The organism is Pseudomonas sp. H1_D05, from assembly GCF_054682705.1.
Genome location: NZ_CP162825.1, coordinates 964,553 through 983,698, shown reverse-complemented (window position 1 = coordinate 983,698; position 19,146 = coordinate 964,553). Strand labels below are relative to the sequence as shown.

Below are 19,146 nucleotides of genomic sequence, written 5' to 3'. Positions count from 1 at the left end.
TCCCGCGCAGGATTTCTATCGCTGGATTATCAATCAGCGATCAAAGGCATCCCACTCCGGGGCGAAATCCGGGCTGACCTGACGTTGGTTTTTCGGCAGTGCTGCAATCAATGCGCGGTCTTCATCATCCAGTTCAACTTTCAGCGATGCGAGGTTGGCCAGTTGATTGGCCCGGCTGCTGGCCTTGGGAATCGCCGCGACGTTGGGCTGATCCAGCAGCCATTTCAGTGCGACCTGAGTCGGCAGCACGCCGTGCTTTTCGGCGATCTGTTGAATCTGCGGGATGTCTGAGACCTTGTTGCGCGCCAGCGGGGTGTAGGCCGTTAGTGCCATGTCGTGTTGACGGGCGTAGTCGAGCAGGGCGTTTTGGCCGAGCAGGACGTGGTATTCGACCTGAATCGCTGACAGAGCAATCCCATAGTCTTCGACGACTTTGCGCAGCAATGGCAGCGGAAAATTCGCCACGCCGATGTTGCGTGCCAGCCCCTGTTTTTTGAACGAAGCCAATGTCTCGAGGGTGCGTGGCAGGTCCCAGTCGGTGCTCGGCCAGTGGATCATGAACAAGTCGACGTAGTCGCTGCGCAACGCGGTAAGGCTGCGGTCCATGGAATGACGCATCGCGTCGGGTTGCAGCTGATCCCACCAGACTTTGGTGGTGACGTGAATTTGCTCGCGCGGTGTCGGGGTATTCGCCAGTGCTTGTCCGACGGCTTCCTCGTTGTTGTAGGCCGCCGCTGTGTCGATGTGTCGATATCCCAATTCCAGCGCTTGCTCCACGGCGCGAGTGCATTCGTCGCCGAGCATCGGCCAGGTGCCGAGGCCGAGTTTCGGCATGTTCAAACCTTGGGCATTAACGATGTGCTGCATGGTCGATCTCCTGTTCGAAAGCAGTCATGCCGGCGATATGCCGGGCGGCGATGTAACCGAAAGTCAGCGCCGGGCCGATGTTGATACCGCCCGCCGGGTAGTGGCCGCCCATGATGCTGGCCATGTCGCCACCGGCTGCGTAGAGGCCGGCGATGGGCTGTTCGTGGGCATCCAGTACTTGCGCGTGCGGGTTGACCTTGAGCTCGGCGAAGGTGCCGAAGCAGCCCGGCTGGACTTTCACGGCGTAGAACGGGCCAGTGTCTATTGGGGCAACGCAGGGGTTGGGAAGGTTCGCCGGATCACCCTGTTTGCGGTTGTAGGGTGTTGCTCCGCGACCGAACAACGGGTCTTCGCCGTGACGGGCATGGCGGTTGTAATCGTCGACGGTGTGGCGCAATCCGCTCGGATCGATGCCGCAGGCGCGGGCCAATTCTTCAATACTGTTGCCGCTTTTCAGATAGCCGCTGCGGATAAAATCTGACACTGGCAGCGGAAATGGCCGCGATATGCCCAGTCCATAACGCCGTTGAAAGGCGCGCGTGCAGATCAGCCATGAGGCGACTTCTTCACCTTCCGGCGCAGCAGCGACCATGGCGCTGACGTAGTCGTAATAACCGTTGGCTTCGTTGACGAACCGTTGGCCGTTACTCAGTACACCGATGACTCCGGGTTTTCCGCGCTCAATGATGTGTGGGAAATGGCCGATGCTGCCGTCGGAATGTGGCACTTGCGACACCGGCGCCCACGCCACGGGCGAAGCCACATCGGCATTGACCCGCGCGCCGACGCTTTCGCCCAGGCGCAAACCATCGCCGTCGACGGCCAGCGGCGGCAGCGCCCAATGCTCGTGACCGGTCGGCGTGCGCGGGAACAGGGCTTTGCGCCGCTCGATGTCATTGGCAAAACCACCGGCGGCGAGCACTACGGCTTTGCGTGCATGAATGCGGATCGGGCCTTTGTCTGTGTTGACCACAGCGCCCGAGACGCGAGCGCCTTCACGCAGCAACGCTGTCACGGGTGCCGATTCCCAGAGCAACACGCCGATGTCTTCGGCGGATTTTGCCAATCGTGCAATCAACGCCACGCCATTGACCAATTGCATGGCCCGGCCATGGATCGCGAGATCTAGCAAATGTCGGGTAAAGCGCCGGGTGACATGCCATGCGGCTTTCAGTGAACGGGTCAGATTGAGGAACGCCGACAGATCGGCGCCGGCCATGATCGGCATGCCCATGAAGGACGTTTCGCGCATCGTTGTACGAAGGCGCTTGAGCAAGCGTCCGACCTTGCGTCCATCATAAGGCGCGGCGATGACCGAGCGGCCACCAGTGCCAGCGCCCGGCGTGTCGCCATGAATGTCGGCAATGGCATTGCCATCGGCAAATTGCAGCACAGTGTGTTGCTCGAAAAAAGCGACCATGCGCGGTCCCGCTTCAAGGAAAGCGTCGATCATCGCCGGGTCGAAGTGCTCGCCCAGTTCATGGCGCAAATAGGTGCGCGGTTGTTCGATGTCTTCGATGATCCCGGCCCGACGCGCTAGTGGATTGCACGGCACCCACGCCCAGCCACCGGACCAGGCAGTGGCGCCACCGAAAACCGGATCTTTCTCGACAACGATGACTTTCAAACCATGCCACGCGGCAGTCACGGCGGCCGATAAACCGGCGGCACCGGAACCGACGACCAATACGTCGCAGTCGATATCAGGGTGTTCGGCAGACATCAAACAACGCTCCGGCAGTAAGTTTTTTTGGAATTTGATTCCAGAAAATAACCAGTGTCGCGACGACTCTACAAGCCTTGAGCCTATAAAATGGGCGGTTATCGAACAGCCGGTTCCAGATTTCGCTTTGCCGCCAATGTCTTCTAGAATCGGCAAAATTTCTTTGGACGTCTCCATGGCCGGCAGTCAAATCGAACGGGTTTTCAGCGTGCTGGAAAGCCTCACCAGTGATCCACGCGGGCTGCCGATGCAGACGCTCGCCGAGCAGCTGGATATCCCCAAGAGTGCAACACACCGCTTGCTCGCCGAGCTGATTCGGTTGGGCTACGTACGGCAGAATGCGGAAACGTTGCGCTATCACTTGTCGACCAAACTGGTCGCTATGGGCTTTCAATACCTGTCGAGCTGCGGTGCCGATATCGTCCAGCCGGTACTCGACCGACTGGCGCAGGAAACCGGCGAACTGGTGCGTCTGGGCGTGATCGATGGCGAGCGCCAGACCTGGATCGCCAAGGCACAAGGCGCGCGCACCGGTCTGCGTTACGACCCGGACATGGGCCGCGACGCGCCGCTGTTCTACACCGCGTCGGGGCATGCGTGGCTGGCGTGCATGAGCGACGCCGAGGCGTTGTCACTGGTCGAGCGGCAGGCGGCGGAGGTGCCGGTGGGGATCGGGCCGAATGCGCCGCGTTCAAATATCGAGTTGCTGGAACGGCTGCGTCTGGCTCGTGAGCAGGGTTATGCCTGTGTCGAAGAAAGTTCGGCAGTGGGGACTTCAGCGATTGCGGCGGTGGTGAGGCATCCAACGGATGGTCGGGTGATTGGTGTACTGAGTATTGCCGGTCCCAGTGCGCGGATGCCGGGGGCGCGGTTGCATGAGCTGGCACCGCTGTTGCTGACCTTTACCGAAGAATTATCAGCAGCAAGCCTGGCCTCAGAACTGTTTATCTAATCCGAGTTCACACAGACCCCCTGTAGGAGTGAGCCTGCTCGCGATAGCGGTATGTCAGCCAACGTTAACGGCGACTGACACTCCGCTATCGCGAGCAGGCTCACTCCTACAGGGGATTTTTGTTGTTCACGAAGTTGTGCGGTGTTCGCACGGTTTTAGGATGGATGGGTGTTTGATTCTGGAACTGGGTTCTAAATTGTTGCTGGAGTGATATTCCAACAACAATCACAAAAGGACCGTACCTTGAATTCGCCCCTTCGAATCGCCCTGATCGGCGCCGGCAACATGGGCCAGCAACATTATCGGCATCTGCAAACCCTCAACGAAGCAACGCTGTGCGCGGTGGCGGATCCCGGGTCGCAAGCAGCAGGGCTTGCGGCGGAATGGGGTGTAAGGCATTTCGCTGATCATCGTCAGATGCTGGAGCAAATCCGGCCAGACGCGGTGATCGTCGCCAATCCGAATAATCAACACGTCAGCACGGCGCTCGATTGTCTGGCGGCGGGTGTGCCGGTGCTTCTGGAGAAGCCGGTCGGCGTGCACCTGGATGAAGTGCGCGAACTGGTTGCGGCGATCAAAAGCAGCGGCGTGCCGGTGCTGGTCGGCCATCATCGGCGCCACAATCCGCTGATCGTTCGCGCTCATGAGCTGGTGCAGAGCGGGGCGCTTGGACGGCTGATCACGGTGACTGCACTGTTCCAGTTGCGCAAACCGGACAGTTATTTCGAGATCCCGTGGCGCCGTGAACCGGGCGCCGGGATGTTGCTGACCAACCTGATTCACGACCTCGATCTATTACGGCATCTGTGCGGTGAAGTACGCTCGGTGCAAGCGATCACCGACAACGCCGTGCGCGGTTTCGCCAACGAAGACAGTGCGGCGGTGTTGCTGCGATTCGAAGGCGGCACACTGGGCACATTGAGCGGTTCCGACGCGGTCGCCGCGCCGTGGAGTTGGGAGCTGGATTCCGGCGAGAACCCGGTGTATCCACGTCATGCGGATCAGCCGTGCTATCTGCTGGCCGGAACCGCAGGAGCGTTGAGCATTCCGCAGCTCAAGCGTTGGCACTATGCCGCTGAGCAGTTCGACGCCGGTTGGCATGAGCCCTTGTTGATGGTCGAAGAATCCTACGGCGGTGACGACGCTTTACGCTTGCAGTTACTGCATTTCGTACGCGTGGCGCGGCGTGAAGTCGAGCCGCTGGTGAGTGCGGCCGACGCTGCGCGCACTTTGGCGCTGATCGAAGCGATCCGCGAGGCCGCCGCCACCGGCCGTGCCTGCACCCCTGCACTGATTGAGGCTTGAACATGAGCGAACGAATCCTGTCTCTGGCCAGCCTCACTGTGCTGGAGTTGTCGCCACCGCAAATGGTCGAAGTGGCGGCACGTGCTGGTTACAGCCATGTCGGCCTGCGCCTGGAACCGGCGACGCCCGAGGAGCATCATTTCCCTTTGGTCGCCGATGCTGAATTGCGCCGTCAGACTTTGCAGCGGCTGCGCGACACCGGCATCCGCGTGCTCGACGTGGAAATCCTGCGTCTGAAGCCGCAAACCGACGTCGCCGATTTCGAGAAACTTCTTACGGTCGGTGCGGAATTTGGCGCTACCGAATTGCTGGTCGCCGGTAACGATCCTGACGAACAGCGGCTCACCGATAACTTTGCGGCGCTTTGCGATCTGGCCGCGCCTTACGGGCTGCACCCGCATCTGGAGTTCATGCCTTGGACTGATGCGCGCAACCTCGAACAAGCGCTGCGAATGGTCGAAAACGCTGATCGGGAAAACGCTGCGGTGCTGGTCGATGCGTTCCACTTTGATCGTTCGGCGTCACGCTTGGAGGATCTGGCTGGAGTGCCAGTGTCGCGTCTGCGTTATGCGCAATTATGTGATGTAGCGGGGCCGAGGCCGTCAGACATGGCCGAGATCTTGCGTCAGGCGCGCAACGAGCGGCGGTTTCCCGGCGAGGGTGATTGTGATCTGCTCGGGTTGCTGCGAGCGCTGCCGACTAATATTCCACTGAGTCTGGAAATTCCCACGGTAAAACTGCTGGAGCAGGGCGTGAGCGGATTGGAGCGAGCGCAGATGGCGATCGACAGGACGCGGGAATTGTTGGCGCGACTGTGAGTCTTTTTTGTGGCGAGGGAGCTTGCTCCCAGTGGACTGCGTAGCCGTCCCGAATCGGTAACCGCTGCGCGATCTCCTTCGCCACCGTATTGTTGTTCAAACAGAGATAACCAATGACTGTCAGCACCCCGCTCTCCGGTGTCAACCAACCCTTCAAGGGGATCTTGCTGATTGTCGTGGCAACCTTCCTGTTCTCCAGTCACGACGCATTGTCGAAATACCTGTCCGGTTTTTATCCAATCGTGATGGTGGTCTGGGCGCGCTATCTGGTGCACACACTGCTGATGGCGGGGATTTTTCTGCCGCAATCCGGGTTGCGTGTGCTGCGCACCAAGAAGCCGCTATGGCAATTGGTTCGGGCACTGTGCCTGCTCGGCACCAGCCTGTTCTTCACCACCGCGTTGTTGTACATCCCGTTGGCGGAAGCCACGGCGGTCAACTTTCTTGCGCCAGTGTTGGTGACCGCATTGTCGGTGCCGCTGCTCAAGGAGCGAGTGACCCGAGGTCAATGGATCGCGGTGATCTGCGGCTTTATCGGCGTGCTGATCATCGTCCATCCCGGCGGTGAGTTGTTCACTCCGGCGGTGTTGCTGCCGTTCTGCTCGGCGCTGTTTTTCTGCTTTTATCAACTGCTGACCCGCAAGCTCGCCGAGGTGGACAGCCCGACCACCAGCAACTTTTTCGCCGGGTTATGCAACACGCTGGTGATGAGTGCACTGGTGCCGTTCTTCTGGCAGGTGCCGACGTTGACCCATGCCGGGTTGATGCTGGCGCTGGGCAGTTGCGGGATGACCGCGCATTTGTTTCTGACCCAGGCGTTCCGCCATGCCGCTCCGGCACTGCTGGCGCCGTTCGGTTATTGCCAGATTGTGTTTGCCGGGTTGTTGGGCTGGCTGCTGTTCAATCACACGCCGAGTCTGCTGACGATCATTGGTATCGCGGTGATCTGTTGCAGCGGACTGGCGGCAGCGTGGCAGCAGAGCCGCCGTTGAGCTGACAACACAAGAAACTGTGGGAGCGAGCTTGCTCGCGAAAGCGGTATGTCAGTCACATTTGTTTCGACTGTCAGTCCGCATTCGCGAGCAAGCTCGCTCCCACAAGGGGCCAATCAAGTGGTCAGGTTATTCGGTGACGGTAGGAATCTTGCGCGGTGCCATGAAATACATCCACGTCAGCGCAATGAAGTACATCGCCGGAATCAGGGTGAACAACACGGTGTAGTTGTTGTTGGTGACGGTGAGGATGTGGCCGACGATCTGGGTCATGAACATCCCGCCGATCGCTGCGCACATGCCGCCGAAACCGAACACGGTGCTCATCATGTGCTTGGGCGTGTAGTCCATCACCAGGCTCCAGATGTTTGCTGTCCACGCCTGGTGTGCGCCGATGGCCAGGGAAATCGCTGCCACTGCCACCCACAGGTTGGCTGAGCCGGCGGCCATGATCACGCCGATGATGCAGCAAGCAAACAGGAACATCGACAGCAGCCGCGCCTTGATCGAGTTCATCCCGCGACCGATCAGGAACGAAGACAGAATGCCGCCACCGACGCTGCCGAAGTCAGCCGTGACGTAAATGATGATCAGCGGAATACCCATTTGGGTGACGTTGATGCCCAGGTTGTATTGCTGATTGAGGAACGGCGGCAGCCAGTACAGGTAGAACCAGAACACCGGCGCGGTCAGCGAGTAGGCGAGGGCGAAGGCCCAGGTGCCGCGCATCCGCAAGATTTTCGAGAACGGCACGCGGGCCTGTTCCGGTTCGACTTCTTGCTGGATGTAGTCCAGTTCGGACTGCTTAACGCTAGGATGATCTTCCGGGTTGAAGTACTTCAAGCCCCAGAACAGCAACCAGATCCCGCCCAGTGCCGACATGCACAGGAATGCCGCTTGCCAGCCCCAGACGTGCAGCACCAGTGGCAGCAGCATCGGCGTGAACATCGCACCGACGTTGGTGCCGGCGTTGAAGATGCCGGTGGCAACCGCACGTTCGCCGGCCGGAAACCACAGGCGTGTGGTTTTCACGCAGGCCGGGTAGTTCGCCGCTTCAGTCAGGCCGAGGATAAACCGGCAGACCATGAAACCAACGGCTGACGTTGCCAGACCGTGGGCACCGGTGGCCAGACTCCAGAGCAGCACGGCGCAGAAGAACACGCGCTTGACGCCGACCCGGTCGATCAAGCGACCTTGCAGGACGAAACCGATCGCGTAGCCGACCTGAAACCAGAAGTTGATGTTGGCGTAATCCATCGCCGTCCAGCTCATTTCCTTGGCGAGGATGGGCTGCATGACGCCGAGGGCGGCGCGGTCGATGTAGTTCAGGGTAGTGGCGAAAAACACCAGCGCCAGCATGCCCCAACGGGTCTTGCCGACAGCCATGGCGCCGCGGATCTTGTCGCCGATGCCACCCGTGGCAGTGCTCATGGCCGGAGCCATGCGGGAAGTCTGTGAAGGAATCATGTGTTCCACCCGTTTTTGGATTTGTTATTTGGTGTGCTTGTTACTTGCACGCTGCGACCGGTGGTTCAGATCCGGACTCAATGTGCAGTCGATGTTGGGCAGTGGACGAAAAATCGTCAATTCGCCAAACCGCCATTGTGTTCGATAATCGCACGCAAAACTAACCGGGTAGTACACTTTAAATTGCTGCCACGATCGATGCAGCCAATAATTTCCCCCACTATAAAAATCATCCTGTGTAGGAGCTGCCGAAGGCTGCGATCTTTTGATTTTGCTTTTCAGCAATAAAGATCAAACGATTGCCGGCTTTGGCGGCTCCTACAGTAAAGATAAAGCGGCGCAGTCCGGGAGTTGAAGCATGCAGCGTTCCATTGCCACCGTTTCCTTGAGCGGCACCCTGCCGGAAAAACTCGAAGCCATCGCCGCCGCCGGGTTCGACGGGGTGGAGATTTTCGAAAACGACCTCCTGTACTACGACGGCAGCCCGCGGGAAATTAAACAGATGTGCGCCGATCTCGGCATCGCCATCACTCTGTTTCAACCGTTCCGCGATTTCGAAGGCTGCCGCCGTGATCGCCTCGCGCGCAACCTTGAGCGCGCCGAACGCAAGTTCGACCTGATGCAGGAACTGGGCACCGACCTGGTGCTGGTCTGCAGTAACGCCTCGGCCGACAGCGTCGGTGATCAACAAATTCTCGTCGATGACCTGCGCCTGCTGGCCGAGCATGCCGGTGCGCGCGGCTTGCGCATTGGTTACGAAGCGCTGGCGTGGGGCCGTCACGTGAATACTTATCAACAGGTCTGGGACATCGTGCGTCAGGCCGATCACCCGAGCCTCGGTGTGTTGCTCGACAGCTTTCATACGTTGTCGCTGAAGGGCGATCCGCGCGCCATCGCCGACATTCCTGGCGACAAAATCTTCTTTGTGCAAATGGCCGACGCGCCGATTCTGCAGATGGACGTGCTGGAGTGGAGCCGGCATTTCCGTTGCTTCCCGGGACAGGGCGAATTCGATCTGCCGGGCTTCCTCGCGCCGATCATCCAGAGCGGTTACACCGGGCCACTGTCGCTGGAAATCTTTAATGACGGCTTCCGCGCCGCGCCACCACGGGCCAATGCCGCCGACGGTTTACGTTCACTGCTGTATCTGGAAGAGAAAACCCGTCAGCGTCTTGAGCAGGAAGCGACACCTGTCGCCAATCGCGAAATCCTTTTCGAAACACCGAAGGCCAGCGAGTACAACGGCATCGAGTTTCTCGAGTTTGCCGTCGATGAAAGCCTCGGCGCCAAACTGTCGAACTGGCTGGAACGCTTGGGGTTCGTCAAGGCTGGGCAGCATCGTTCCAAGAGCGTGAGTCTGTTACGTCAGGGTGACATCAACCTGATCCTCAACTCCGAGCCTTATTCCTTTGCGCACAGCTTCTTCGAGGCTCACGGCCCGTCGCTGTGTGCCACGGCTGTGCGGGTCAAGGACAGCGCCAGTGCCTTGGCCCGTGCTGTCGCCTATAAAGGTCAGCCCTATCGTGGACTGGTCGGCCCCAACGAACTGGAACTGGCGGCGGTGCGCGCGCCGGACGGCAGCCTGATTTATCTGGTGGATGAACAGGCCGACGTCTACGGCACCGATTTCAACCTGCTGGCAGACGCGCCGGCCCGTGGCGGTCTCAAGCGTATCGATCATATGGCCATGGCGTTGCCGGCCGACAGCCTCGACAGTTGGGTGCTGTTCTACAAGAGCCTGCTGGATTTCGAAGCGGACGATGAAGTGGTGCTGCCTGATCCGTATGGTCTGGTGAAGAGCCGCGCCTTGCGTAGCCGCGACAGTTCGATCCGCTTGCCGCTGAACATCTCCGAGAACCGCAACACCGCCATCTCCCACGCGCTGTCGAGTTATCGCGGCTCCGGGGTGCACCACATCGCCTTCGATTGTGACGACATCTTCGCCGAAGTCAGTCGCGCCAAAGAAGCCGGCGTGCCGCTACTGGATATTCCGCTCAACTATTACGACGACCTTGCCGCGCGCTTCGATTTTGACGACGAGTTTCTCAGTGAACTGGCGTATTACAACGTTCTGTACGACCGTGATGCCCAGGGCGGTGAGCTGTTCCACGTCTACACCGAACCGTTTGAAGGGCGTTTCTTCTTCGAGATCATCCAGCGCAAGAATGGCTATGCCGGGTATGGCGCGGCGAACGTCGCGGTGCGCCTGGCGGCGATGGCCAAATCTCGCAGTGGTGCCGTGCGCCAGGCGAAGTTGTAGGAAATTCGTAAACGCGGGATTAAACACGGGCCGCGCGGCTTCCTTCACTGTGCTGCGCAGCCCATAATCGCCGCCTGTGCAGTGATGGCCGTGAGCCCGCAATGACGATGAATACAGAACTTTCCGCAGCTTCTGAAGTTTCCACTGTAGAGCCGCGCAAGAGTCGCAAGAACAACCCGGAAAAGACCCGCGAGAACATCTTGCAGGAGGCGATCGTCGAGTTCGTCCAGCAAGGCTTGTCTGGGGCTCGCGTCGATGCGATCGCCGAGCGAATCCACACCTCCAAACGCATGATCTATTACTACTTCGGCAGTAAGGAGCAGTTGTACGTCGAGGTGCTGGAAAAGCTTTACGGTGACATCCGCAGCACCGAAAACCGTCTGCACCTGGCCGAGCTGGCGCCGGTAGAGGCGATTCGGCGTCTGGTGGAATTTACCTTCGATCACCACGACCGCAATGTCGATTTCGTGCGCATCGTCAGCATCGAAAACATCCACAACGCCGAATACGTGAAGCGTTCCGACGCGATCAAAGCGATGAACAACACCATCCTCGATTCACTCGGTGAGATACTGCGTCGTGGTGCTGCTGAAGGTGTTTTCCGTGCGGGGCTGGATGCGCTGGATGTGCATTTGCTGATCAGCTCGTTCTGCTTCTATCGTGTGTCGAACCGGCACACATTTGGCGAGATCTTTCAGATCGATCTGCCGGATGAAAGCATCAAACAGCGGCATCGCGAGATGATTTGCGAATCGGTGCTGCGCTACCTGCAGGCCTGACACATTCCCCCTGTGGGAGCGAGCCTGCTCGCGCAAGCGGTGTGTCAGTCAATAGATGTATTGGCTGGCCGTAAGCCTTCGCGAGCAGGGGGAAAGAACTCAGCCATTCATGCTTTGAAAATGCGCGAGCATCCGCTGCGCGTCCGGCACCACGTCACTGAACAATTCAAACGCTTTCACTGCCTGAAACACCGCCATGTTGCCGCCGTCCAGCGTCCGGCAACCCAGCGCGCGGGCGTTGCGCAGCAGTTCGGTTTCCAGCGGGAAATACACAATCTCCGCCACCCACAATTCCTTGCGCAGCAGTTCGACCGGCACCGGCATGCCCGGCAGTTTGGCCATGCCCATTGGCGTGGTATTCACCAGCCCGTCGGCCTGATTCAGCGTACTCGGTAGATCTTGCCCGGCCACGGCGCGACCCGAGCCGAAATGCTGATTGAGATTGTTCGCCAGACTCTCAGCGCGTTCACGATCGACATCGAAAATAGTCAGTTGCTGTACGCCTTCGCTCAACAATGCGTGGGCCACTGCTGCGCCTGCGCCACCGGCGCCCATCTGGACTACGCGCTTGCGGGCAGCGTCCTTCAGCCCCCGGCGAAAACCCTCGGCGAATCCAAGGCAGTCAGTGTTGTGGCCGACACGTTTACCGTCCTTCAACACCACGGTGTTCACCGCGCCAATACCTTTGGCTTCCGGCGACAACTCATCAAGCAGCGGAATGATTGCCTGCTTGCACGGGAAGGTGATGTTCAGCCCGGTGTAGTTCATCCGCTCGGCCGCCAGCAGCAGGTCGGGCAGGGCGGTGCTGTCCATTTTCAGTTGATCGAGATCGATCAGTCGGTACAGATAACGCAGGCCTTGGGCATCACCTTCGTGCTCATGCAGCGCCGGCGTGCGCGAGGCCTGAATGCCGGCGCCGATCAACCCGGCGAGTATTACGTTAGAGCGAGACATGCGCATTACCCCTTCAGCCGCTGACTGAAATGTTCCAGCGCCAGGCGATAGCCATGACTGCCAAACCCGGCCATTACCGCCGTGGCAATCGCCGAGACAAACGAGTGATGACGAAACGGCTCGCGGGCGTGGACGTTGGACAGGTGTACCTCAATCACCGGCAATTCACTGGCCACCAGTGCGTCGCGAATCGCCACCGAAGTATGCGTCCACGCGGCCGGATTGATCACGATCCCGGCGCAACGGCCGCGGGCAGCGTGAATCCAGTCGAGCAGTTCGCCTTCGTGATTGGTCTGACGAAACTCTACGGCCAGGCCGAATTCTTCGCCTGCGCGACCGCACAACGCCGAGATGTCCGCCAGGGTTTCGTGACCGTAAGTCGCCGGCTCGCGGGTGCCGAGCAGGTTCAGGTTCGGGCCGTTGAGCACCAGAACGATAGGGGGCATGAGGGGTAACTCCACTTATTGTTTTTGGCTTTGGCCGAGGATTTCAGCCTGTGGAGATAAAATGTACTAGATGGTTACCATGGTCAATTGAACAAAAATGGAGGTGGCGTTTTATGTTCGGTGATCGCACAGAAGCAATATTGATCGAGATATGACGACAGCTTTGCTTACGTTTTTCACTGGAGATTGCCCGGCTCATGACCTGTTGCGACGCTAGCCTGAAAAGCGGTGAAACGTCATGTGCCGATCACCAGTCGTCGGATTTGAAAGGAATCTTGAATCCTGAAACTTATTAACCTAACGGATGGGTTAGCATGAAGGTGTGCAGCTACAAAGGATTGTCGATTGTCATCATGTTGCGAGATGAGCATTGCCCCCCGCACGTTCACGTGAATTCAGGTAGCTGGAGCGCCCGATTACAGTTCAGTTTCTGGCACAACGATATTGAGCTTTGGGATGTCATGCCGCTTTCTCGTCGACCACCGTTAACCGTGCTGGATGGCTTGTGTCGATCTCTTGAGCAGCCTGCTCATCTGCGACGAGCACGCGGGATCTGGTGGTCAAGATTGCAAACTGTCTGTCTCGACAATCAATTGTGGGACAGCCATTCAAACGAAGTGCTGGGGATGAAACTCGTCACTGACAAGACATACAGAGTGGGATCGGCGCGTTATCTGCCAGAAGAGGGCAAAACTCTTCTGACATTGATAGGCGCATTGGAAGGAGTGGAAATCGATTTATGAAAGTCATCAAGGCTAAGCCATCCACACATCGTCCCCTGACGGAGGAGATGATCGACGCCGCCATCCTGCAAGGGGAGGCACGCCGAGCGAGTAGCTTGCAGGCTGTCTCCGTAACCTTTGAAGAATCATCTCTGGTCATCCGTTTTGAGGATGGCAGTGGTGTGTTGCTTCCGGTGAACCAGTATCCAGAGTTTGACGGGTTTGATGCAGGCGATTACGAGGGGCTGACAGTCGGCTTCGCAGGCACTGCGCTGTGCCATGAGGGCAAAGACCTTGACGTTTCCATTGCCGGGCTGATTTCAGCGAGCCCGTCACTCATGAGGATGGCCGCGTCGGTGGTTGCTTCACGTAACGGTCGTCAAAGCAGTGCTGCGAAGTCCGAAGCTGCTCGGGCGAATGGCAAAAAGGGCGGGCGTCCGCGTAAGGTCGATCCCGCTTAGTGAGCGCCCACAAAAAAGCCGTCAATCACGACGGCTTTTTCGTATCTGCTGTCCCGTAATCAACGCCGGGTCAGCAACACACCCGATTCCATATGATGCGTCCACGGGAACTGGTCGAACAACGCACACTGCGTAATGCGGTGGGTGTCGTGCAACTGGGCAATGTTCGCCGCCAGGGTTTCCGGGTTGCAGGAGATGTACAGGATGTTATCGAAACGTCGGGTCAGCTCGCAGGTGTCCGGATCCATGCCGGCGCGCGGCGGGTCGACAAAGACGCTGCCGAACTCGTAGCTCTTCAGGTCGATGCCTTGCAGGCGACGGAACGGGCGCACGTCGTTGAGCGCTTCGGTCAGTTCTTCGGCGGACAAACGCACCAGGGTGACGTTATCCACAGCGTTTTCGCTGAGGTTACTCAGTGCAGCGTTGACCGAGGTTTTGCTGATTTCGGTAGCCAGCACTTTGCGCACGCGAGTCGCGAGCGGCAGGGTGAAGTTGCCGTTACCGCAATACAGCTCCAGCAAGTCGTCAGTGCGGTCACCGAGTGCTTCGTACGCCCAGTTGAGCATCTTCTGGTTCACCGTGCCGTTCGGCTGGGTGAATGCGCCTTCCGGTTGGCGATAGCTGAAGGTGCGACCGCCGACTTCGAGTTTTTCGACCACGTAATCGAGGCCAAGTACTTCGCGTTTGCCCTTCGAGCGTCCAATGATGCTCACACCGAGATCCGCCGACAACCTGGTTGCTGCCGCGTGCCAGTGTTCGTCCAGCGGGCGGTGATAGCACAGGGTGATCATCGCATCGCCGGCCAGCGTGGTCAGGAACTCCACCTGAAACAGCTTGTGGCTCAGCGCCGAACTGGCTTGCCACGCCGCTTTCAATTGCGGCATCAACTGGTTGATGCGCAGGCTGGCAATCGGGAACGCTTCGATGAGGATCGGCGTGCGTTTGTCGTCCTGAGAAAACATCGCGTAATGCCGCTCGCCACCTTCGCGCCATAGGCGGAATTCGGCGCGCAGACGGAAGTTCTGCAGCGGCGAGTCGAACACGGTCGGCTCGGGGGCATCGAACGGCGCCAGCAGATCACGCAAACGCGTGACCTTGGCTTCAAGTTGCTCGGCGTAAGCCTGGGAATCGAATGTCATGCGTTGAACCAACCCAACTTGATCACAAACAGAATCGACAGAATCACCAGCGCCGGGTTCAGCTCACGAGCGCGGCCGGACAGCAACTTGATCACGGTCCAGGCGATGAAACCGAACGCGATGCCGTTGGCGATCGAATAAGTGAACGGCATGGCTAGCGCGGTCACCACGACCGGCGCGGCGACGGTGATGTCGTCCCAGTCTATTTCCGCCAGGCCGGAAGTCATCAACACGGCGACGAACAGCAGTGCCGGCGCGGTGGCGAACGCCGGAACGCTGGCCGCCAGTGGCGAGAAGAACAGTGCCAGCAGGAACAGAATCGCCACGACGATGGCCGTCAGACCGGTACGCCCGCCCGCACTCACGCCAGCCGCGGATTCGATGTAGCTGGTGGTGGTCGACGTGCCGAGCAACGAACCGGCCATGGCCGCGGTGCTGTCGGCGATCAGGGCGCGACCCATTTTCGGCATGTGGCCGTCTTTGCCCATCAGACCGGCGCGCTTGGCGACGCCGATCAGGGTGCCGGAGTTGTCGAACAGATCAACGAACAGGAACGCGAAGATCACGCTGACCAGACCGATGTCCAGCGCACCTTTGATGTCCAGTTGCATGAAGGTCGGCGCCAGCGAAGGTGGCATCGAGGTCACGCCGTTGAACGGGGTGACGCCCATGGCGATGGAAATGATGGTCACTGCCAGAATGCCGATCAGTACTGCACCGCGCACTTTCAATGCTTCGAGGGCGACGATCAGGGCGAAACCGAGGGTGGCGAGAATCGGTGCAGGTTGTTTCAGGTCACCAAGGCCGACCATGGTCGCCGGGTTGCTGACGACGATACCTGCGTTGTGCAGGGCGATCAGTGCCAGGAACAGGCCGATACCGGCAGCAATCGCCGAGCGCAGCGGCAGCGGGATGCTGTTGATGATCCATTCACGGATGCGGAAGATCGACAGCAGGAAGAAGCACACCGCCGAGATGAACACCGCGCCCAGCGCCACTTGCCAGGTGTGGCCCATGTGCAGGACAACGGTGTAGGTGAAGAAGGCGTTCAGACCCATGCCCGGCGCAAGGGCGATCGGGTAGTTGGCGATCAGGCCCATGATCGTCGAACCGATCGCGGCGGCCAGACAGGTAGCGACGAACACTGCGCCCTTGTCCATGCCGGTCTCACCGAGAATGCTCGGGTTGACGAACAGAATGTAGGCCATGGCCAAGAAAGTCGTGATGCCCGCCAGAATCTCGGTGCGCACGTTGGTGTTGTGTGCCTTGAGTTGAAACAGCCTTTCCAGCATGTCTGCTCCCCGTGGCGCGCGTGGCGCCGTGAATGTATCGACCTCAACAGCAAAGCACAGACCATCGCAAGCGCCTGGAAAATTGTGGTGGGCCGGAAAAAGCCGCGCATCATACCAGCAGCGTGAGGAATATGGCGGTTGTTGGTGTCGATCGTCGGCGAAGTTTTGCCTAGAAGCCAACTGCGCCATACTGCGCGCTGATTTTTTCGGGACGGGAAGCGCATGAGCAGGTGCTGGATAAAGGTTTTGGGTTTGATTGCCGCACTGATGGCCGTGGGTCCGATAGTGCTGGCGGCCTCGGCGGAGCCGTTGACCCAAGTGAAAGTGATCAAGGTGCAATCGCCGGCCTGTGGCCTGGAGGACATTGCCGATGGCCAGACGCAGACCCAATGCAATCATAGTGGGCCGAGCATCAAGGTCTATGTACTGGAAGTCGGATACGGCCAGAGCCAGCCGCATGCGACCCTGGATGGTTTCGAGGTGAACGGCACCCGAGCGCCGGTCTGTGCCTTTGAAAACGGCAACCTGACCGAGTGCACTCCCGGCAACAAAACCGTCGGTTCTCTTTATACCTTCGATCTGGCGGGCAAGCAGGAAGGCACCTTCACCTTCAGCAACACCTCGATCAACGCGCCACGCAATACGATGTCGACCCAGCTTTACATCAAGTAACGGCTGTCTGCGAACAGGGCCGGACAAATCTGTCTACGCTTGGAAGATCACCCAGCGGATAACGCCCATGACCTTTAGAGCCCTGATTACCCTCGCCGAGGGCATCGATGATCTGCAAAGCGTGACCCTGATCGACGTGCTGCGCAGGGCCGGCATCGAGGTGGTGGCCGCCAGTATTGAAGGGCGACGCATGCTCACCTGCGCCCGTGGCACACGCCTGACCGCCGATGGCATGCTGGTCGACGTGCTGGCGCAAACCTTCGACCTGATCGTACTGCCCGGCGGCGCCGTCGGTTCGCAACACCTGGCTGCGCATCAACCGCTGCAACAACTGGTCAAGGATCAGGCCAGTGCCGGCCGCCTGTTCGCCGCCATCGCCGAATCCCCGGCCATCGCCCTGCAATCCTTCGGCGTGCTGCGCCAGCGGCGCATGACCTGTTTGCCCAGCGCCAGCCATCAACTCTCGGGCTGTACGTTTGTTGATCAACCGGTGGTGGTCGACGGCAACTGCGTCACCGCACAAGGCTCAGGCGCTGCGCTGGAGTTTGCCTTGACGCTGGTCGAGCAACTCGGCGGCAAGGCCTTGCGGGCGAAAGTGGCGGGGGAGTTGTAGTGGCTGGAGGTGTCAGGCGTGGACAGCGATCAGTTCGATAACCGGTTGCTCCCGATGCTCCGCTTGCCACAGATCGTAGTCGGTTTGTACGCCTAGCCACACACGCGCCTTGCCAATGCCAGCACGCTCAAGACGCACAGCCAGATCCGGGCTGATTGGCGCATGTCCGTGTAGTACACGGGAAAGATGTGGGCGCGCGAAGCCCAAGTGTCGGGCCAATTCGGTCACGCTGATGCCAAGCTCGGGCAAAACATCCATCAGCAGTGTTTCGCCGGGGTGTGGCGGGTTGTGCATGGGCATGAGCCTGCCTCCTGTCAGTGAAGGATTTGATCATGGGCTGGAGTGTAAGGCGATACATTACACTCGGTGCGGTAACTATGTACCGCACCTTTTCAGTTATTTTGTGTTTTGGAGGTTGTCAGACCTTCACCTCTTCCACCGGCAAATGCATCCGATCCCGGTTAGCCAGCGTCGGAAACAACTTGATCCACGTCCCGGTCACCACCAGCGTGCCGATCCCGCCCATGACCACCGCTGGGACAGTACCAAACCAGTGAGCGGTGACACCGGACTCGAATTCGCCCAACTGATTGGAAGCACCGATGAACAACCCGTTCACCGCGCTGACCCGGCCGCGCATTTCGTCCGGGGTTTCCAGTTGTACGAAGGAGGCGCGGATGACCATGCTGATCATGTCCGCTGCGCCGAGCACCACCAGCACCGCCAGCGAGAACCAGAAAGAGGTCGACAGGCCGAAGGCGATGGTGGCAACGCCGAATACCCCGACCGCGGTGAACATCACTCGGCCAACGTTGCGTTCTACGGCAAATCGGGCGAGGAACAGCGACATCCCCAGTGCGCCGACCGCCGGTGCCGAACGTAGCAGGCCGAGGCCCCATGGCCCGGTCAGCAGGATGTCCTTGGCGAATACCGGCAGCAACGCCGTGGCGCCGCCGAGGAGTACCGCAAACAAATCCAGCGAAATAGCACCGAGAATGTCCGGGCGGCTGCGAATGAAGCGAATCCCGGCCAATAACGAATCCAGCGTGGCTTTGCCTTTGTTCAATGGCGTTTGCCGCGCGGGCAGGTTGAGCATCAAGGTGCAGGCAATGACATACAGCAACACGGTCGGGCCATACACCCAGACGCTGCCGAACGCGTAGAGCAAGCCGCCCAGCGCCGGGGCGACGATGGTTGCCGACTGTTGCGCCGATTGTGCCGCTGCTACCGCCCGTGGGAACAGTGCGCTGGGCACAATACTCGGCAGCAGTGCCTGGGTGGTCGGCATCTCGAACGAACGCGCCGCGCCGAGCAGGAAGGCGAGGATGAAGATCATCTCGCGGGTGACGTGATCGGTGGCGCTGCCGATGGCCAGCGCCAGGGCGATCAATGCCTGCAACGACTGACAGATCGCCGCGACTTTGCGCCGGTCGTAACGATCAGCGACATGCCCGGTGTGCAGCATGAACAGCACACGCGGGGCGAATTCGACGAGCCCGACCAGACCCAGATCGAGGACGTTGCCGGTCAATTGGTAGAGGTTCCAGCCAATTGCCACAGTGAGCATCTGAAAGCCGCTGGCGGTGAAGATCCGCGCGAACCAGAAAGCGAGAAACGGACGATGGTGACGTAACAGCAGGGGCTCTTGGCTGGGCATCTGAAGGCAGGTCTGGCTCGAGGGGAA

19 protein-coding genes are annotated in these 19,146 nt (G+C 59.4%); 10 read left to right on the top strand and 9 right to left on the bottom strand.

Features of this window, described 5'->3' with window-relative positions:
• Positions 1-33: 33 nt before the first annotated feature.
• The gene (locus tag AB4O11_RS04475) at positions 34-867 is read right to left on the bottom strand and encodes an aldo/keto reductase (RefSeq protein WP_460089032.1); all 834 of its coding nucleotides are present in this window, start codon (positions 865-867) and stop codon (positions 34-36) included.
• Complete coding sequence (locus tag AB4O11_RS04470) at positions 851-2,590, bottom strand: FAD-dependent oxidoreductase (RefSeq protein ID WP_460130236.1); 1,740 nt, start codon at positions 2,588-2,590, stop codon at positions 851-853. Before AB4O11_RS04470 ends, AB4O11_RS04475 begins: the two co-directional genes overlap by 17 nt.
• Positions 2,591-2,765: 175 nt before the next feature.
• Between AB4O11_RS04470 and AB4O11_RS04465 the strand changes: the two genes are divergently transcribed.
• The 4 genes from AB4O11_RS04465 (at position 2,766) to AB4O11_RS04450 (ending at position 6,657) form a co-directional block, all read left to right on the top strand.
• Positions 2,766-3,542, top strand: a complete 777-nt coding sequence (locus AB4O11_RS04465; RefSeq protein WP_093434699.1) for an IclR family transcriptional regulator — start codon at positions 2,766-2,768, stop codon at positions 3,540-3,542.
• Between the two features lie 243 nt (positions 3,543-3,785).
• A complete protein-coding gene (locus AB4O11_RS04460) occupies positions 3,786-4,847 on the top strand; it encodes a Gfo/Idh/MocA family protein (protein WP_460130235.1) in 1,062 nt (353 codons plus the stop codon).
• Positions 4,848-4,849: 2 nt separating this feature from the next.
• Positions 4,850-5,665, top strand: a complete 816-nt coding sequence (locus AB4O11_RS04455) for a sugar phosphate isomerase/epimerase family protein (RefSeq protein ID WP_320336294.1) — start codon at positions 4,850-4,852, stop codon at positions 5,663-5,665.
• 113 nt (positions 5,666-5,778) lie between these two features.
• Positions 5,779-6,657 carry a DMT family transporter gene (locus AB4O11_RS04450; RefSeq protein WP_034153813.1) on the top strand — a complete coding sequence of 293 codons (879 nt, stop codon included), beginning with the start codon at positions 5,779-5,781 and terminating at the stop codon, positions 6,655-6,657.
• 129 nt (positions 6,658-6,786) lie between these two features.
• On the opposite strand, the gene AB4O11_RS04445 is transcribed toward AB4O11_RS04450, so the two are convergent.
• Positions 6,787-8,124 (bottom strand): MFS transporter, encoded by a 1,338-nt coding sequence (locus tag AB4O11_RS04445; RefSeq protein ID WP_099757240.1) that lies wholly within the window; start codon positions 8,122-8,124, stop codon positions 6,787-6,789.
• Positions 8,125-8,482: 358 nt separating this feature from the next.
• Between AB4O11_RS04445 and quiC the strand changes: the two genes are divergently transcribed.
• Both quiC and AB4O11_RS04435 read left to right on the top strand, forming a co-directional pair.
• Complete coding sequence (gene quiC / locus AB4O11_RS04440; RefSeq protein WP_099757239.1) at positions 8,483-10,384, top strand: 3-dehydroshikimate dehydratase QuiC; 1,902 nt, start codon at positions 8,483-8,485, stop codon at positions 10,382-10,384.
• A gap of 101 nt (positions 10,385-10,485) precedes the next feature.
• Positions 10,486-11,163 (top strand): TetR family transcriptional regulator, encoded by a 678-nt coding sequence (locus tag AB4O11_RS04435; protein WP_194934864.1) that lies wholly within the window; start codon positions 10,486-10,488, stop codon positions 11,161-11,163.
• Between the two features lie 99 nt (positions 11,164-11,262).
• On the opposite strand, the gene AB4O11_RS04430 is transcribed toward AB4O11_RS04435, so the two are convergent.
• Positions 11,263-12,117: a shikimate dehydrogenase gene (locus tag AB4O11_RS04430; RefSeq protein WP_460130234.1), complete on the bottom strand. Its 855-nt coding sequence runs from the start codon at positions 12,115-12,117 to the stop codon at positions 11,263-11,265.
• Between the two features lie 5 nt (positions 12,118-12,122).
• Positions 12,123-12,563 (bottom strand): type II 3-dehydroquinate dehydratase, encoded by a 441-nt coding sequence (aroQ, locus tag AB4O11_RS04425; protein WP_007909727.1) that lies wholly within the window; start codon positions 12,561-12,563, stop codon positions 12,123-12,125.
• A 314-nt stretch (positions 12,564-12,877) separates the two neighbouring features.
• Between aroQ and AB4O11_RS04420 the strand changes: the two genes are divergently transcribed.
• Positions 12,878-13,306, top strand: a complete 429-nt coding sequence (locus tag AB4O11_RS04420) for a DUF4160 domain-containing protein (RefSeq protein WP_093434713.1) — start codon at positions 12,878-12,880, stop codon at positions 13,304-13,306.
• Positions 13,303-13,746, top strand: a complete 444-nt coding sequence (locus AB4O11_RS04415; protein WP_320336296.1) for a DUF2442 domain-containing protein — start codon at positions 13,303-13,305, stop codon at positions 13,744-13,746. The genes AB4O11_RS04420 and AB4O11_RS04415 overlap by 4 nt, the downstream gene beginning before the upstream one ends.
• Before the next feature lie 59 nt (positions 13,747-13,805).
• Here AB4O11_RS04415 and trmA read toward each other — a convergent pair whose 3' ends face one another.
• On the bottom strand, positions 13,806-14,885 hold the full coding sequence (gene trmA, locus AB4O11_RS04410; protein WP_099757238.1) for a tRNA (uridine(54)-C5)-methyltransferase TrmA: 1,080 nt from the start codon (positions 14,883-14,885) through the stop codon (positions 13,806-13,808).
• Positions 14,882-16,177, bottom strand: coding sequence for an NCS2 family permease (locus AB4O11_RS04405; protein WP_099757237.1), 1,296 nt, complete (start codon positions 16,175-16,177; stop codon positions 14,882-14,884). The genes trmA and AB4O11_RS04405 overlap by 4 nt, the downstream gene beginning before the upstream one ends.
• A 222-nt stretch (positions 16,178-16,399) precedes the next feature.
• Between AB4O11_RS04405 and AB4O11_RS04400 the strand changes: the two genes are divergently transcribed.
• Both AB4O11_RS04400 and AB4O11_RS04395 read left to right on the top strand, forming a co-directional pair.
• Positions 16,400-16,849 (top strand): DUF4879 domain-containing protein, encoded by a 450-nt coding sequence (locus tag AB4O11_RS04400; RefSeq protein ID WP_460130231.1) that lies wholly within the window; start codon positions 16,400-16,402, stop codon positions 16,847-16,849.
• A 67-nt stretch (positions 16,850-16,916) separates the two neighbouring features.
• A complete protein-coding gene (locus AB4O11_RS04395; protein WP_099757235.1) occupies positions 16,917-17,462 on the top strand; it encodes a DJ-1 family glyoxalase III in 546 nt (181 codons plus the stop codon).
• A gap of 12 nt (positions 17,463-17,474) precedes the next feature.
• Here AB4O11_RS04395 and AB4O11_RS04390 read toward each other — a convergent pair whose 3' ends face one another.
• The gene (locus AB4O11_RS04390; protein ID WP_095048728.1) at positions 17,475-17,762 is read right to left on the bottom strand and encodes a HigA family addiction module antitoxin; all 288 of its coding nucleotides are present in this window, start codon (positions 17,760-17,762) and stop codon (positions 17,475-17,477) included.
• A 118-nt stretch (positions 17,763-17,880) separates the two neighbouring features.
• Entirely contained in the window at positions 17,881-19,119 is a 1,239-nt protein-coding gene (locus AB4O11_RS04385; protein WP_186623985.1) for an MFS transporter, read from the bottom strand.
• Positions 19,120-19,146: the final 27 nt, after the last annotated feature.